The organism is Streptomyces axinellae, from assembly GCF_039532135.1.
GTDB classification, from domain to species: domain Bacteria; phylum Actinomycetota; class Actinomycetes; order Streptomycetales; family Streptomycetaceae; genus Streptomyces; species Streptomyces axinellae.
Genome location: NZ_BAAARJ010000012.1, coordinates 225,330 through 243,246, shown reverse-complemented (window position 1 = coordinate 243,246; position 17,917 = coordinate 225,330). Strand labels below are relative to the sequence as shown.

Genomic DNA, 17,917 nt, shown 5'->3' with positions numbered 1-17,917 from the left:
CGGATCCACCGCGGTCCCGGGACCATCGCGCCACCGGCCGGCGTGGAGCGGATCCGGACGACGACACGCCGGTACAGCCTCTGCCGAGAAGCGCCGCCTTCCCCACGCCCCCGACGGTGCGACGAGCCGAGGCTGCGGCCTGCGAGGTGAGCGTCAAAGTGCGCCCGGCGCGCCGCCGACAGCTCCGCCTCCGCGCCAGGAGCACGCCGACCGAAGGGCCGACAGGGCGCAGCGCAAGGCCACTTGGGAATCGTTCGCCCTCGGGCCCCGTGGGACTCGGTCTTCCCGCGCGTCGTCCACTGCCCCATGATGTTCCCCGGACAAGGAGCCGAAACCGGCGGGAGTGGTGGCATGGAGCGACGAGGGTTTTTGAGAAGCGCGGCCGTGCTGCCGGCCGCCGGGCTGCTGTCGTACGCGGGCGGCACCTCCAACGCCGTGGCGGCGGGCGGGCTGTCACGCGCCCGCACCCGTGCCGCACCGTCGGACTGGATGGCGGCGCTGAGGCCCTCGACCGCGCTCCGGTCGCTCACGATTCCGGGCAGCCACGACGCGGGAGCACGCTTCGGTGGCCCGTGGGTGGAGTGCCAGGACACCCTCATAGCCGAGCAGCTCGCGGCCGGTATCCGCTTCCTGGACATCCGCTGCCGGGCCATCGACGGAGTGTTCGCCATCCACCACGGCGCGTTCTTCCAGAACCTCATGTTCGGTGACGTGCTGATCGCCTGCCGCGACTTCCTCTCCGCGCATCCGGGCGAGACGGTCTTGATGCGAGTCAAACAGGAGTACTCCACAGTCGACGACCAGGAGTTCCGGCAGATCTTCGATGTCTACCTGGACCAGAAGGGCTGGCGCTCCCTCCTCTGGCTGGACGCCGCGCTGCCGACGCTGGAGCAAGCGCGCGGCAAGGTCGTCCTGCTCGCCGACAACGGAGGGCTGCCCGGGGTCCGCTACGGCGACACCGCCCTGTTCGACATCCAGGACGACTACCAGGCCGAGCCGTTCGCCAAGTACCCCAAGATCCGGGACCAGTTCCGTAAAGCGGCCACGAGCCCGGGGCCGTTCTACATCAATTTCGTCAGTACGGCCGCCGCGCTGCCGCCCGAGTCGAACGCGTCCCGGCTCAACCCGCAAGTACGCGCCTTCCTCGAAGGGTCCGAGATGGCGGGAAAGACGGGGCTCGGGATCGTCCCGATGGACTTCCCCGAGGCCGAGTCGGGTCTCATCGACGCCCTCCTCCGCCATAATCCGGCGAGTTGACGCGTCCTCCCCGCAGGTCCGAACCTCGGGCCACACATGTGGCCCGCGTCAGCGAGCAGATCACCCGGCTGCAGGCCGACTTGACCGCGCTCCTCCACCTGCGGCGCGTCAGACGTGCCACAGGCCGAAAGGCACGGTGAACACCGCCGCTCCCCCACCATGCGGAACCGGCAACCCCGTTTCGGCCAGAGCCAGGCGCACGGACAGGTCCGACACCTCCAGGCGCTTCGAGGAGATCCGCCGGGCATCGCGTCCCGGAGCAGCGACCGCGTCAGAGGGGTGCCGGGAACAACATCACGGTCCGGCTCCGGCGTTCGTGGGGGGCATCTGGAACTCGCGCAGCAAACAGCGAAGATGCGGGGCACCATTGCAGGAGGCGGAACAGAAGATTCCCCCGTCGCCGACGAACCGGGTCGGCGCCTCATCGCCCGGCGAAGAGCAACGATGCCGGTCGGGCCATTACCACTGGAGTCGGATCGCCGAAGCGGTGTCGTACCGATGGCCTGCGGCACAGAGCGCGGCCGGACATGGTCACGCCCGGGCCCCACGACGCGCCCGGCCCGTCCCGGAACAGTGGCCACAGGCCCTTCCCGCGGAAGGGCACCAGCACCCCAAGTTACTGGCCAGGCAACTAGAGTTCCGTCACCTCACGCCCCAGCCGCGACCCCCACCGCCCACCCCGGCCGACGGGCCGGGAGATCCGCCGGCAGCGGTGACCGGCCGGGGCACTCCGGGTCCCTGCGTGGCTTCCGCGTCGAGGTCGGCGATCGTGGCCGTGGTTCCGTTGAAGCCCTTCGGCCCCAGCCGGGAGAGAAATGGAACCGAAAAAAGAAGACCATGCACCGTATTTGACGTCGCATTAAGCCGGTTGGCGACGACCGGGTCTCGACAGAGAGAAGCCCGAAAATTTTCTTTGCGACTGCATTCGGCGATTTGCGATACACGCTAATTCGCCACATTCTTCCGCCCTGCCACTCTCCCGCATATCGCACAGAGAATTCTTTCTTCGAATGTCGTTGATCCCCGGGATGGGGAAGCACGTCTATCGCGGGAGCGCTATACAGTGAAACCAATCGAAGTTTCGCGTGTTCAATAAGCACACAGGGCTTCATGGCTTACGAAATTCAGCCACCCATCGCCTTGCCACTAGGCATTTCAGGTATTCCACCCGCCCTCTCGGACGGAGAACCGGATTCCCGTTCCGCACCGGGGGCTCATCGCGCCATGGGAACGCAGCACATTTCCGCTCCGCGCCCGGCGAGAGCACCCCAGGAACGTCAGCACCCAAAGCCCCGCCTGCACGAGACACCCGCCGCGGAACGCCCCCGTGCCGCCCGGGCACATGGCCCATCGTCCGCGGGTCCGGCGCTCTCGCTGGATCCGCTCAGGAACCCGTAACCGGTGCACGGGCGTGTACTCCGTACCGTCCGGTGGTTACTCGGAAATGAACTCCGCTAAACGTCGACTTCGTCACGCTCGCCGGATGGTGACGACGCGGTCTCGCAGCGGACAGCAGCCTTCGAAGCCGTCCCGCCGTCCATTGGTCCGCGGTTTCCCCGGAGGGTCGGCCTGATCGCCCGGAAAGTCGTCCGGCGCTTACGAGACGGCAGTCACTTTACCTTCTTTTTGCTTGACGCGTAGTTGATCACGAGGTGAGCATCGAAGCCCCCCTGGCCCCACCCGGGCAGCGAGAAGACGGGTAACGTGAATGAAGACTCCTCCCGCAGAAGCTACTTCGCTCGACGGGACAGCGGTCATCGGCATGTCGTGCCGATTTCCGCAGGCTGATTCTCCGCACAAGTTCTGGGAACTACTCAGTCAAGCCCGCTCCGCCATCTCCGAGACTTCTGCCGAGCGCGGCCCGGATGCGGCTGGCTCCCGCTGGGGCGGTTACCTGGAGAATGTCGGGCATTTTGATGCCGAATTCTTCGGGACATCCCCCCGGGAGGCCACAGCGATGGACCCCCAGCAGCGGCTGATGCTCGAACTGGGCTGGGAGGCCCTGGAGAACGCCGGCATCGTACCCGGGACCCTCAAGGGCGCGGACGTAGGAGTGTTCTCCGGGACGATCCAGAGCGACTACGCGACGCTCGCGCAGCGGCAGGGTGCGGCGGCGGTCGGTCATCACACCATGAGCGGTCTCAGCAGGGGGCTCATCGCCAACCGGATCTCGCACACGCTGGGGCTGCGGGGCCCCAGCCTCACCGTGGACTCGGCGCAGTCCTCCTCGCTGGTCGCCGTCCATCTGGCCTGTGCGAGCCTGCGCTCCGGCGAGTCCGAGATGGCCCTGGCCGGCGGCGTACACCTGAACATCGCCCCGGACAGCTCGGCCGCCGCCTCCGCGTTCGGCGGCCTGTCGCCGGACGGGCGCTGCTACACCTTCGACGAGCGGGCGAACGGTTACGTACGGGGCGAGGGCGGTGGGCTCGTCGTGCTGAAGCCGCTCGCCCGGGCGCTGGCCGACGGCGACCACGTGTACTGCGTCATCCGCGGCAGCGCGACGAACAACGACGGCGCCGGCGACGACCTGACCAGGCCGGACGCGGCGGCCCAGGAATCCGTGCTGCGTTCCGCCTATCGGCGGGCGGGTGTCGCGCCCCACGAGGTCCAGTACGTGGAGCTGCACGGTACGGGCACCAAGGTGGGTGACCCCGTCGAGGCGAGCGCGCTCGGCGCGGTCACCGGCGACGGACGCCCCGAAGACGCGCCGCTGGCCGTGGGGTCGGTCAAGACCAACATCGGTCATCTGGAGGGCGCGGCCGGGATCGCCGGACTGCTCAAGACGGTGCTCGCCATCCAGCACGGCCAGCTGCCGCCGTCCCTGAACCACCAGAAGCCCAACCCGCGCATTCCGCTCGGCGAACTCCGCATGCGGGTCCAGACGGAGTTGCGGGAGTGGGCGAACCCCCCGCACGAGCGGCTTGCCGGGGTGAGTTCTTTCGGCATGGGAGGAACGAACTGCCACCTTGTGCTGGCCGGTCCGCCCTCGGCCGAGGCAGCCGGAGCAGCCAAGGCGGTGCCGTCCACGGCTCCGGCGGACACCACCGGGCACTCCTCACCCGCCGAGGCGGGGGAAGAGGAAGAGAGCGCCCCCGCCGGGGCGCTGCTACCGGCCGGCGCACCGGCCCCCGTCGTGCTCAGTGCGAAGAGCGCGGCGGCCCTGCGGGGGCAGGCGTCCCGGCTGGCGGCTTTCATGGCGCGCCGGCCAGATCTGGATCCGGCGGATGTGTCCGCCTCCCTGCTGACGGCCCGCACGGTCTTCCCGCACCGGGCTGTCGTCCTGGCGCGGGATCGCTCCGGTCTGCGCAGCGGGCTGGACAGCCTGGCGAGCGCGATGCCGGAGCCGCACGTCGTGCTCGGCCACGCGGACCCCGCCCGGGACGCGCGTCAGGTCTTCGTCTTCCCCGGCCAGGGCGCCCAGTGGGCGGGGATGGGCGCCGAACTGCTGGAGTCCTCCGGCGTCTTCGCCGCGTGGACCGAGCGTTGCGGACAAGCGCTGGCCCCCTATGTGGACTGGTCCCTTCCGGAGGTCCTGCGCACCGGGGAGGGCCTGGAGAGGGCCGATGTCCTCCAGCCCGCCTCCTGGGCGGTCATGGTGTCGCTCGCGGCGATGTGGGAGGCGGCGGGCGTCGTGCCCAGCGCTGTGGTGGGCAGTTCCCAGGGGGAGATCGCCGCCGCCACCGTCGCCGGTGTGCTGACCCTGGAGGACGCGGCCCGGACAGTGGCCCTGCGCAGCCGGCTGATCGCCGAGCGGCTGGCCGGCAACGGTGCCATGCTGTCGGTCGCCCTGCCCGAGGAAGAGGTCCAGGCCAGGATCGGGCGGTATTCCGGGGTTTCGGTCGCCGTGGTCAACAGCCCGAAGTCCACCGTGGTCGCCGGAGAGCCGCACGTCATCGAGGCGCTGGAGGCGGACTGGAGCCGGTCCGGCGCCAAGGTACGCCGGCTCCCGGTCGACTACGCCTCACACAGCGCCCAGGTGGACGCGCTGGGCACGGAACTGGCCGCTCTGCTCGCGGACATCGAACCGGCCCGGGCGCGGGTGCCCTTCTGCTCGTCGGTGGACCGCGGCCGTCAGGACGGAAGCGGGCTCGACGCCGAATACTGGGTGCGCAATCTCCGGGAACCGGTGCGGTTCGCCGAAGCGGTGCGGGGGCTGCTGGAGGAAGGCTTCACCAGCTACATCGAGTGCGGCCCCCACCCCGTCCTCGCCGCGGCCATCGCCGAGACGGCTGAGGGGGCCTCGGTGGACGGCGTCACCGTGACCGGGTCTCTCCGGCGTGACGAGGGAGGACCGGAGCGCTTCCTCACCTCCCTGGCGGAGGCGTACGCGGGCGGCGCGCCCGTGCGCTGGCCAAAGCTGTCTCCCGGCAGCGGCATACCGGTGCCCGCGGGAGACCTGCCGACCTATGCGTTCAACCGGCGGAGACTGTGGCTGGCGCCGTCGCCCGCGGACGGCGGGAGCACGCCGGGCCTTCCCGCCGTGCCGGAACAACGCCATCCGGTGCCGAGGCGGGAAGCAGGGCCGGGAACGGAGGCCGACTCGCTGAGTCTGGTCCGTGCGCAGACCGCCACGGTGCTGCGCGCGGACGCGGCGGAAGTCGTAGCGGACCGGTCCTTCAAGGAGCAGGGCTTCGATTCGGTCATGGCCGTCGAACTGCGCAACCGGCTCAACTCCGTCACAGGATTGGAGCTTCCGGCCGGCGCGGTCTTCGACCACCCCACCCCGGCACGCCTGGCGCGGCACGTCGACGCCCTGCAGGCGGGCGAGCCGGCGGCGGCCGCCGGGGGCTCCCGTCGTGTGGAGGTGTCCGCCTACGACGATCCCGTGGTCGTGGTCGGCATGAGCTGCCGCCTTCCCGGGGGTGTCGGCTCCCCGCGGGATCTGTGGCGTCTGGTGCGCGAGGCGAGGGACGCCATCGGCGCGTACCCCGACGACCGCCACTGGGACCTGATGGGGCCGGCGGGCGACGGCACGGGCGTGGCGGGCGGCGCGGTTCCCGGCACGGCGGGCGGCGCCGCGGACGCGGGTCCGCTCCGGCGCGGCGGGTTCCTTTACGACGCTGCCGAGTTCGACGCGGAGTTCTTCGGCATCTCGCCCCGGGAAGCCCTCGCGATGGATCCGCAGCAGCGGCTGCTGCTGGAGGCGTCCTGGGAGGCGCTGGAGGCCGCCGGTATCCGGCCCGGGACCCTCGCGGGAAGCCGAACGGGCGTCTTCGCCGGCGCCATGGCGGGAGACTACGGCCCGCCGCTGCACGAGGGGCCCGACCAGGTCGCGGGACATCTCCTCACCGGCCTCGCAGGCAGCGTGGTCTCCGGCCGGGTGGCCTACGCGCTGGGGCTGGAGGGGCCGGCCCTCACCGTGGACACCGCGTGCTCCTCCTCCCTCGTGGCCCTGCACCTGGCCGCCGAGGCGCTGCACCGGGGAGAGTGCTCTCTCGCCCTGGCGTCCGGGGTGACGGTCATGAGCACACCCGGCATGTTCACCGATTTCGCCCGTCAGCGGGCGCTGGCCGCGGACGGGCGCTGCAAGGCGTTCTCCGACGCGGCGGACGGCACCGGCTGGTCCGAGGGCGTCGGGGTTCTCGTCGTGGAGAAACTGTCGCGTGCCCGGCGCGAGGGCCACCGTGTCCTGGCCGTGCTGCGGGGCTCCGCGGTCAATCAGGACGGGGCCTCGAACGGGCTGACCGCGCCGAACGGCCCCGCACAGCAGGATGTCATCCGCGAGGCCCTGGCCGCTGCCGGGCTGTCGGCCGGCGACATCGACGCGGTGGAGGCGCACGGCACGGGCACCAGGCTGGGCGACCCGGTCGAGGCACAGGCCCTGCTGGCCACCTACGGCCAGGAGCATGAGGCCGAGCGTCCGCTGTGGCTGGGGTCCCTGAAGTCGAACATCGGTCACACGCAGGCCGCGGCGGGTATCGCGGGCGTCATCAAGATGGTCATGGCGATGCGGCACGGTGTGCTGCCGAAGACCCTGCACGTTCAGCAGCCGACCTCCCACGTCGACTGGATCGCCGGTACCGTCCGGCTGCTGACCGAGGAGCGGACCTGGCCCGAGGCAGGCCGGGCGCGGCGGGCGGCGGTGTCGTCCTTCGGCATCAGCGGCACCAACGCCCACGTCATCCTCGAACAGCCCGCCGAGGACGCGTCCGCCCCGGGCGAGGCCGCCGGTGAAGACGGGGCCGTCCACGAGGAGTCCGCCGGTGAGAGGGCCGTCCGGCTCCCCCGGCAGCCGGACGCGGGACCGTGGGTGATCAGTGCCCGGTCCCCCGCCGCGCTGAGAGCGCAAGCCCGGTCGCTGCTCTCCTTCGTGGCGGATCGGCCACAGCTCCAGCCTGCGGCCATCGGCCGCGCGCTGGCGACGCGGCGTACGTCCTTTCCCCACCGCGCGGTGGCTGTCGGCGAGACCACCGAGGCCCTGCTGGAGGCGCTGCGGGCCGTGGCAGAGGACCGTTCCGCCATCGGCGCCGCACAGGACCAGGCGGTTCCGGACTGCAAGCTGGCGTTCATGTTCACCGGCCAGGGCGCGCAGTTCCTGGGCATGGGCCGTGAACTCCACGCCGCCTGCCCGGTGTTCGCCGAAGCCTTCGACGCCGTGACCCGGGAACTGGACCGGCACCTGGACCGGCCGGTGCGCGAGGTCGTCTGGGGCGCGGACAAGGAAGCGCTCGACCGCACGGTGTATGCCCAGGCGGCGCTGTTCGCCGTGGAGGTGGCGCTGTACCGGACGTTCGAGTCCTACGGGGTCCGGCCCGACTACCTCACCGGCCACTCGGTCGGCGAGCTGACCGCCGCACATGTCTCGGGTGCGCTCTCGCTCCCGGACGCGGCAGTGCTGGTGAGCGCCCGGGGCCGGCTGATGCAGCGGCTGCCCGCCGGCGGGGCCATGATCGCGGTCCAGGCGCGGGAGGAGGAGGTACTGCCCCACCTCACCGACGCGGTGAGCGTCGCCGCCGTCAACGGCCCCGGATCCGTCGTCCTCTCCGGCCCCGAAGAGGAGGTTCTCGCGCTGGGCGCCGACTGGGAGGCCAGCGGGCGCAAGGTGACCAAGCTGGCCGTCAGCCACGCCTTTCACTCGCCCCTGATGACGCCCATGCTCGCCGGATTCCGCGCTGTGGCGGAGACCCTCACCTTTGAAGAATCGGTTCTCCCCGTGGTCTCGAACCTGACCGGACGGGTCGCGGGCTCCGAACAGCTCGGCAGCCCGGACCACTGGGTCGAGCACGTGCGGAGCACCGTCCGATTCGCCGACGGCATCCGGCATCTGCGCGGACAAGGGGTCACCCGCTTCGTGGAGCTGGGGCCGGGCGGCGTGCTGACGGCCATGGCGCGGGAGGCCCTGGCCGACACCGAGCAGCTGATCGTGCCGGCGCTGCGCCGCCACCAGTCCGAGACGGCCTCGCTGGCCTATGCCGCCGGGCGGCTCCACACCACCGGTGTGGAGGTGGACTGGGACGCCTACTTCGCGAAAGCGCCGGCGCGGGACATCGAGCTGCCGACCTACGCGTTCCAGCGTGAACGCTTCTGGCTGGCGCCGTCCGCCAGGGAACCCGGCCTGGAAGCCGCCGGTCTGGCCGCACTCCGGCACCCGCTGCTGGCGGCTGCGGTGCCGGCCGGCGGCCGGACCGTGTTCACCGGCCGGCTGAGCCCCCGGCGCCTGCCCTGGCTGTCCGACCACCAGGTGGCGGGCACCCTGGTGGTGCCCGGGACCGCGCTCCTGGAGGCGGTGGCCCGCGCCGGACAGGAGAGCGGTCACGGCGAGATCGTGGAACTCTCGCTCCTCACCCCGCTGGTCGTCCCCTCCGACGGGCCCGTGGACCTCCAGGTGCGGATCGTGCCCGACGAAGCGTCGGGCACGGCCGGAGTGGAGATCTTCGCCTCGGCTGGCGGGACGCAGGAATGGACGCGCCACGCCACCGGAACCCTCGCCGTCGAAGCGGCCCTCGAACCGGCCACCGCACCGCCCGGCGATCCTGCCCCGCAGTGGCCGCCGGCCGGTGCGGAGCGGCTGAGCGTGGAGGGGTACTATGACGAGCTGGACCGCCGCGGGCTCACCTACGGCCCGGCCTTCCGCGGCGTGCGCGAGGTGTGGCGCGCGGGGAGCGAGCTGTTCGTGGAGGTACGGCTGCCCGACACGGTCGCGGGTGCCGACGCGTACCTCCTGCACCCCGCGCTGCTGGACGCCGCGCTGCACCCGGCAGCCGTCGGCGAACTGCTGCCCGACGCCCGGTGCGCACGGTTGCCGTTCTCCTGGTCCGCCGTGCGCCGCCATGCCTCCGGGGCCTCCGCCCTGCGGGTGCGCCTGCGCCAGGAGGGCCCGGACACCCTCCGCCTGGCGGCCCGGGACCTGCGGGGCCGGCCCGTGGCCGAGGCCACTGTGGTGCTGCGGCCCGCGCCCCGGGATCAGCTGCGGCACATCCTCACCGGCACGGACCGCCCACCCCTGTACCGCATGGTCTGGGAGCCGTCACCGGCCCGGACCGCGACCACTGCCGGCCTGCTTCCGGCCGCGCACCGGTACGTGGTGGTCGGCGACGGCCCGGCGGCGGCAGCCACCGCCGGGCGGCTGACGGCCGCCGGCGCGAGCCCGGTCCGTCTCGGCGCTCCCGCCGCCCCGGGCACCGGGACGGCTTCCGAGCGGGTGCGTACGGCGCTGGCCGCCGCCCTGGCGGAGGCCCAAGCCTGGCTGGCCGGGGCCCGGAGGGCGGACGAGCGCCTGATAGTGATCACGCACAGGGCGTGCGCAGCCGGTGCCGGCCCCGCGGAGGCCGACCCGGCCCAGGCCGCCGTCTGGGGTCTGGTGCGCTCTGTACAGACCGAGAACCCGGGCCTGGTCGCACTCGTCGACCTGGACGAGGAGCCCGGCAGCGCGGAAGCACTGCCGAGGGTCATCGAGTCGATCGGCGAGAACGGCGAGAACGGCGAGAACGGGTCACAGATCGCCGTACGCGCCGGGCAGTTGCTGGTGCCCGCGCTCCGGCCGGCCGGCGGCCCCGGCGTGCCGGCCCGCACGGGTGACATGCCCTCCGCGGGCAGGGGATGCGACCGGGACGCACGGTGGGCCGCTGCCTCGGTCCTGGTAACCGGTGCCGGCGGCACCGTGGGCTCGGCGCTGGCCCGGCATGCCGTCGCCACCCGCGGCATCGGCCATGTCGTGCTCGCCGGCCGGCGGGGCGAAGCCGGGCCGGGCATCCCCGCGCTCGCAGCCGAACTCCGCGGGATGGGAGCGGAGGTCACCGTCACGGCCTGCGATGTCTCCGACCGCGCCCAGGTCGAGGCCGTCTTGGCGGCCATCCCCGCCACGCACCCGCTCGCGGGTGTCATCCACGCCGCGGGCACCCTCGCGGACAGCGTTGTGGAGGCTCTCACGCCGGAGCGGCTGCACGCGGTGCTGGCCGCCAAGGCGGACGCTGTCTCGGTCCTCGACGACTGCACCCGGGAGCTGAACCTGGACTGGTTCGTGGCGTGTTCCTCCGTCGCGGGCTGGTGGGGCACCGCCGGGCAGGCCAACTACGCGGCGGCCAACGCCTGCGTGGACGCCCTGATGCTCAACCGGCACCGGGCCGGGCATCACGCCCTCTCCCTGGTGTGGGGGCTGTGGGAGGAGCGCGGTGAACTCTCCGCGCACCTCCAGGACACCGACCTCCGGCGGATGTCGCGGGTGGGGATCGAGCCGCTCCCCACCGCCGACGCGCTGCGGGCCTTCGACGAGGCTCTCGGGCTGGACGAGCCCGTACTCGCACCGGTCCGCCTGGGCACCAGGACGCTCTCGGACTCGGACACCGGCCCCCTGCCGCCGTTCCTCGCCCCCCGGACGCCGTCCTTCGCACCGCCGGTACGGGCCGCGGCGGAAAGGCCCCGGGCGAACGCCGCGACCCGCGGCGCCGGACGCGGCGAAGCCGCCGCGTTGAGGGAGCTTTCCGGGGAGCGCAGGCACCGGGTGCTGACGGATCTGGTGCGGGAGCGCACGGCGATCGTGCTGGGCCGCGAGAGCCTGCGCGAGGACCAACTGCCCCGGTCCTTCTCGGATCTGGGCTTCGACTCGCTGATGACGCTGGAGCTGCGCAATCATCTCAGCGCGGCAACGGGCCTCCAACTCCCGCCGACCCTGCTGTTCGACCACCCGACGGCGCCCGCGGTCGTGGACCATCTGACGGAAATCCTCGCCGAGGCAGAGACCGGGGCCGAAGCCGGGACCCGCGATGAGGCGGGCTCCTCCACCACCGGGGCCGGGCCCAGGACCGGGGCCGGTGCTCAGCCGGTGGGGCGGGGGCGGCAGTTGCCGGAATCCGCCCCGGCGGCGATCTCGGCAGCGGTCCCGGCACAGGCCCCCGCGGAGGAGGACGATCCGGTCGTGATCGTCGGTATGGCCTGCCGGTACCCCGGAGACGTCAAGGCCCCCGATGACCTGTGGAACCTCGTGGCCGAGGGCGTCGACGGAATCTCCGGCTTCCCCACCGACCGCGGCTGGAATCTCGGGACGCTCTTCTCCGACGACCCCGACCGGCCCGGAACCAGCTACGCGCGTGCGGGAGGCTTCCTGCACGACGCCGCCTGGTTCGACGCGGACTTCTTCGGCATATCCCCGCGTGAGGCCCGCGCCACCGACCCGCAGCAGCGGATTCTGCTGGAGACGTGCTGGGAAGCGCTGGAACACGCGGGCATCGGTCCGCGTGCGCTCAAAGGCTCGCCGACCGGCGTGTTCGCCGGGGTGATGTACCACGACTACGGCTCGCGTCTTCAGGAGATCCCGGACGGCATGGAGGGCTACCTCCAAAACGGAAGCCTCGGCAGTGTGCTGTCCGGCCGGGTCTCCTACGTCCTGGGCCTTGAGGGGCCCGCCGTCTCCGTGGACACCGCGTGCTCGTCCTCACTGGTCGCCCTCCACCTGGCCGGCCAGGCGCTCCGTCAAGGAGAGTGCTCGCTCGCGCTGGTGGGCGGCGTGACGGTGATGTCCACCCCCCGCACCTTCATCGACTTCAGCCGGCAGCGGGCGCTGGCGGCCGACGGGCGGTGCAAGGCGTTCTCCGCGGACGCGGACGGTACGGGATGGGCCGAGGGCGCCGGTGTCCTGGTCGTGGAACGGCTGTCGCGGGCCAGACGCGAGGGCCACCGGGTCCTCGCCGTGGTGCGCGGCTCCGCCGTGAACCAGGACGGCGCCTCGAACGGCCTGACCGCTCCCAGCGGCCCGGCTCAACAGCGCGTCATCCGGCAGGCGCTCGCCAACGCGGCGCTGTCGCCGGACGACATCGACGTGATCGAGGCACACGGCACCGGTACGGCCCTGGGCGACCCGATCGAAGCACAGGCGCTGCTGGCCACCTACGGCCGCGACCGGCCCCGGCCGCTCTGGCTGGGTTCGCTCAAGTCCAACATCGGGCACACACAGGCGGCGGCCGGTGTCGGCGGGATCATCAAGATGGTGATGGCGATGCGGCACGGCGTGATGCCGCGCACGCTGCACGCCGAGACCCCCTCGCCGCACGTGGACTGGGCCTCGGGAGCGGTGCGGCTGCTCACCGAGCGGCGTGCCTGGCCGACGGAGAACGGCCCGCGCCGGGCCGCCGTCTCCTCCTTCGGCATCAGCGGCACCAACGCCCACATCATCCTCGAACAGCCTGCGGCGGAGGGGGACAAGCCCCCGGCCGTGCCCGCGTCCGCGCCGGGCGTGACACCGTGGGTGATCAGTGGCAAGACCCCCGCCGCCCGCACGGCGCAGGCCGCCCGGCTGCTCCGCTTCGTCGCCGCCCGGCCGGAGGTGCCCGGCGAGGCGGTAGGTGTGGCGCTGGCCGCGAACCGCTCGGTCTTCGGGCGGCGCGCTGTCGTACTCGGCGCCGACCGGGCGGAGTTGCTGGCCGGTCTCACCGCCGCCGCCGCGGACACCGGGCACCCGGGGGTCATCACGGCCGACGCCGCCCGCACGCCGCGCAAGACCGCGTTCTTGTTCGCAGGCCAGGGAAGCCAGCGGCTGGGCATGGGACGGGAGCTGTACCGGCAATTCCCCGTGTACGCCGAGGCGTTCGAAGCGGTGAGCACCGCTTTGGAACCTCATCTCGGCCGCGCGCCCGCGCAGGTGCTGTTCGCCGGCGCCGAGGATCCGGACGCGGCTGCGTCCCTGGACCGGACCGAGTACGCGCAGCCCTGCCTCTTCGCCCTCCAGGTCGCCCTCCACCAGCTGCTCACCTCCTGGGGTGTCCGCCCGGCCTGTCTGGCGGGTCACTCCGTGGGGGAGATCGCGGCGGCGCATGTGTCGGGAATCTTGTCGCTTCCGGACGCCGCGGCTTTGGTCGCGGCCCGTGGCCGGCTGATGCAGGAACTCCCCGAGGGCGGCGCCATGGTGGCGGTCCAGGCATCCGAGGAGGAGATCGCCCCCCTGCTGGCGGGCCAGGAGGCGGTCGGCGTCGCTGCGGTCAACGGGCCCATGGCGACGGTCCTTTCCGGCGACGGAGTCCGGCTGGCGGAGGTCGTCGCGGAACTGGAGCGGCGCGGATACAGGACGCGCGCGCTGCGGGTGAGCCACGCCTTCCACTCCCCCCTCATGGAGCCGATGCTCGACCGGTTCCGCGAGGTGGTGTCCCGTATCTCCTACGGCACCGCCCGCATCCCGCTGGTCTCCACGCTCACCGGGGCACCGGCCGCACCGGGGGACTTCGCCTCCGCCGCGTACTGGGTGCGGCACGCCCGCGAGGCCGTCCGCTTCCACGACGCAGTGCGCGCCCTGGAGGCCGAGGGCGTGCGGACGTTCGTCGAGCTGGGCTCCGGGACCACGCTGTCCGCTCTGGTGCCGGAGTGTCTGCGGGAGCCCTCCGAGGCCACGCTCATCCCGCTGCTGCGCAAGGGACGTCCCGAGGGCAGGTCCGTCCTCGAAGCGGCGGCCGGTCTGTTCGTGCGGGGGGCCGACGTACGGTGGGAGGCCGTGCTGGGCGCCGGGACGCGACCGCGGCTGCCGTTGCCGGTGGAGCTGCCCACTTACGCCTTTCAGCGCGAACGCTTCTGGCTCGACCCGGCGCCCACCGCACCGGGCCGCCGTACCGGAGGCGAACTGACCTCTCCCGAAGGCGGTCTGACGGGCTATCCGCTTCTGGACACCCGCGTGCGCATCGCCCATGGCGGGGTGGTGCTGCGAGGTGAACTGTCCGCCGCACGCACCATGTGGCTGACGGAGCATCAGGTGAACGGCACCGTGGTGGTGCCGAGTACCGCCATCGTGGAGATGCTCGTGCGGGCGGGCCGCGAGGCGGGCTGCGAGCGGGTGGCGGAACTGGTCTTGCACGCACCGATGGTGGTGCCCACCGACGCCGGCCTCGACGTACAGGTGTACGTGGCGCCCCCCGACCGCCAGGGCGTGCGCGAGGTCAGCGTGTACTCCAGGGCCGCCGGATCGGCGGACGGCATCCCGTGGGACGGCAACGCGACGGGACGGCTCACCGCGCGCTCGGCCGAAGCGGCCCAGGCGGCGGGCGCCCCGCCCGCGTGGCCGCCCGCCGGGACGACGGCGGCCGACCTCACGGACGTCTACCCCGGCCTCGCCCGCCAAGGGCTGAGGTACGGCGCGGCCTTCCAGGGGCTGCGCTCGGTCCGATACGGCGAGCGCGAGATCTACGCCGAGGTCGTCCTGCCCGCTCCCGCCGCAGAGGGGGCGGCAACTCATCTCCTGCACCCGGCCCTGCTGGATTCCGCGCTGCACGCGCTGGCGCTGCCGGGGGTGCTGCCCGGGGAGGGGCTGCGGCTGCCGTTCTCCTGGTCCGGCCTGGAGATCCACCGGGAGGGCGCCGCGAGCCTGCGGGTCCGGCTGACTCCGACGGGCGAGAACGCCGTGGCGTTCGCCGCCTGGGACCCGGACGGGAACGTGGTGGCGACCGCCGACGGTCTCGTCCTCCGCCCGTTCGAGCCGGAGACGCTGGAGGCTCCCGCCGACACGTCACCCGACTGCCTCTTCGAGGTCGCGTGGACGCCGGTGCGGCCGGCAGCCACGGCGGGGCCGGCGCAGGACTGCCACTACCTGGTCCTCACCGGGGACCCGCGTGCGGCGGAGACCGTCGCCCGGATGACGGCGGTGGGCTGCCGGGTCCGTGCTCTGGAATGCCTGGACAAGGACGCCGCGGATCCGGTGCGAGTGCGTACGGCGCTGCGCGCCGTCATGGCGGAGGTCCAGTCCTGGCTGGCCACCGCGCGGCCCGGCCACGGCCCGCTGATCGTGGTCACCCACGGCGCCGTGGTCACGGAAGGGCCGTCCGAGCCGTCCGGCGCGGCGGGACCGGCCGATCCCGCGCAGGCCGCCGTTTGGGGCATGCTGCGCACGGCGCAGACGGAACACCCCGGACAGCTCGTGCTGGCCGATCTGGACACAGCCGAGGCGGCCGGCGTCCTGACCGTCCTGCCGTGGGGCGAGGAACCGCAACTGGCCATCCGTCAGGGCCGGGTATACGCTCCCCGGCTGATCACCGCGGCGGCTGCGGGCGGCTCCGGGCACACAGCGTGCTCCGGGCCCGGCCAGGGCACCGGCACTCGGCTGGGGCAGGGTTCGCTGCTGGTCACGGGCGCCGGCGGGGTGGTGGGGGCGGCTCTGGCACGCCACGCTGTCGCGGCCTACGGCGTGGGCCACGTCATTCTGGTGAGCCGGAGCGGTCAGCGCTCGCCCGCGCTGGTGCAACTGGCGGACGAGCTGCGGGAGCTGGGCGCTTCGGTCTCGGTCGAAGCCTGCGACGTCGGCGACCGGGAGCAGGTGGCGCGGGTCCTCTCCGCCATACCGGCGAAGCGCCCGCTGCGCGGCGTCATCCACGCGGCCGGCGCGACGCGTGACGGCATGTTCCGAGGACTCACCGAGGAGACGCTGGAGGCGGTGTTGCCGGCCAAGCCGGACGCCGTCTTCCATCTGGACGACCTCACGCGCGGGCTCGGGCTCGACTGGTTCGTCGTCTGCTCGTCGGCGGCGGGCTGGTGGGGCAACGCCGGGCAGGCCAACTACGCGGCGGGCAACGCCTGCATCGACGCGATGATGCAGCGGCGACGGGCCGCCGGCGAGGCGGCGTTGTCCCTCGGGTGGGGCCTGTGGGCTGAACGCAGCGAGCTGAGCGGCCACCTCGACGAGGCGGACCTGCGTCGGCTCGCCCGGGTGGGGATACTGCCACTGGCCACCGGTGACGCCCTCGCGGCGTTCGACGCGGCGCTCTCGTCCCCCAATCCCGTCGTCTTCCCGGTGCGGCTGGAGACCGGCCGGCTGCCCGGCAGCGACCCGGCCCTCCTCACACCTCTGCTGCGTGAACACCTCGGGCGGGCGGAGGAGGCCGCAGCGGTCCCGGGGCCGCGCGCCGCCTCCGGCGGAGACGGGCCCGGCGCGGCGACCGGTACCGGTGCGGGTGCCGGCAGCGGGGAGTCGCTCTGCGACCGTCTGGCGGGCCTGGACGCGGACGCAGGCACCGCGCTGTTGCGGCAGGTGGTTTCCGAGGAGGTGGCCGTCGTGCTGGGACACGCCGACCCCGACGAGGTGGAGCCCGACCGCGCGTTCTTCGAAATCGGCTTCGACTCGCTGACCGCCCTCGAACTCCGCAACCGGCTCGAGAAGTTGGCGGGCCGCTCCCTCGGCGCCACTCTCGTCTTCGACCACCCGACGCCCGAGGCGCTGGCACGGTATCTGCACACGCAGCTCTCGGGGGCCGAGCAGCCCGCGCCACGGCTCCCCGCCGCGGAGTCCGCGGCTGCGCGGACGGCCGATGCGCTCGCCGCCCGGTCCGCGGCGGGTGCGGCGGCGGAGACGGCCTCGTCCGAGGTCATGGCGGACAGGCGCCCGCTCGCGGGCCGGACGGTCATGCTGACCGGGGCCTCCGGCGACCTGGGACAGCTGTACGCCAGGGCCCTTGGTGCGGCGGGTGCCCGTCTCGTGCTCACCGGGAGGGACACCGGCCGGCTGGACAAGCTGGGCGCCGAACTGGCGGAGCGTGGCTCGGATGTCCTGAGCCTGCCTTTCGACCTGGCGGAGCGCGCGGCGCTGCCCGGACTCGTCGCCCGGGCCACCGAGAGGTTCGGCACGATCGACGCGCTGGTCAACAACGCGGGAGTGACCGGCCCGGCGGGCCCGCTGTGGGAGACCGATGACGACGAGTGGTGGCACGCGATGGAGGTCAATCTCCGTGGCACGGCCGCCGCCTGCCGCGCTGTCCTTCCTGCCATGATCGAGGGCGGCGGCGGACGCATCGTCAACATGGTCAGTGCGGCGGGCAGGCACCGCTGGCCCAACGTCTCCGGGTACTCCGTGTCGAAGGCCGCGGTGATCAAACTGGGTGAGAACCTGGCCATCGAACTGGCGGGCACCGGAACCAGCGTGTTCAGCTACCACCCGGGGCTGGTGAATCTCGGTATCACGCGAAGGCAGCTCGATCTGGGGCTGACCGGTGAGCGCTGGAGCGATGAGGTGACCTCGTGGATGAGGGCCGAGCGGGCGGCGGGCCGGTTCGCCGACCCCGAGCGGTCCGCCTCGGTCCTCGTCCGTCTCGTGGCGGGCGATGCCGACGCTCTGTCCGGGCGGTACCTCACCTCGGACGACGATCTCTCCGCCCTTCTGGGCAACGCGTCAGGTACGTGACCGGCTCCTGCGGATGACCGGCGCGGGTGCGGACAACAGGCGTTGTCCGCACCCGCGGCCCGATCGGACCCGTGGCCC

General features: G+C 72.7%; 2 protein-coding genes. Both read left to right on the top strand.

Features of this window, described 5'->3' with window-relative positions; translation table 11 throughout:
- Positions 1 to 351 precede the first annotated feature (351 nt).
- Positions 352 to 1,257, top strand: a complete 906-nt coding sequence (locus tag ABD339_RS19760) for a phosphatidylinositol-specific phospholipase C (RefSeq protein ID WP_344567705.1) — start codon at positions 352 to 354, stop codon at positions 1,255 to 1,257.
- Positions 1,258 to 2,965: 1,708 nt separating this feature from the next.
- Positions 2,966 to 17,839: an SDR family NAD(P)-dependent oxidoreductase gene (locus tag ABD339_RS19755; RefSeq protein WP_344567704.1), complete on the top strand. Its 14,874-nt coding sequence runs from the start codon at positions 2,966 to 2,968 to the stop codon at positions 17,837 to 17,839.
- Positions 17,840 to 17,917: the final 78 nt, after the last annotated feature.

What these genes read in the sequence shown, in the direction of transcription:
- ABD339_RS19760 (WP_344567705.1), top strand. Translation starts at nt 352, where the DNA reads ATGGAGCGACGAGGGTTTTTGAGAAGCGCGGCCGTGCTGCCGGCCGCC.
- ABD339_RS19755 (WP_344567704.1), top strand. Translation starts at nt 2,966, where the DNA reads ATGAAGACTCCTCCCGCAGAAGCTACTTCGCTCGACGGGACAGCGGTC.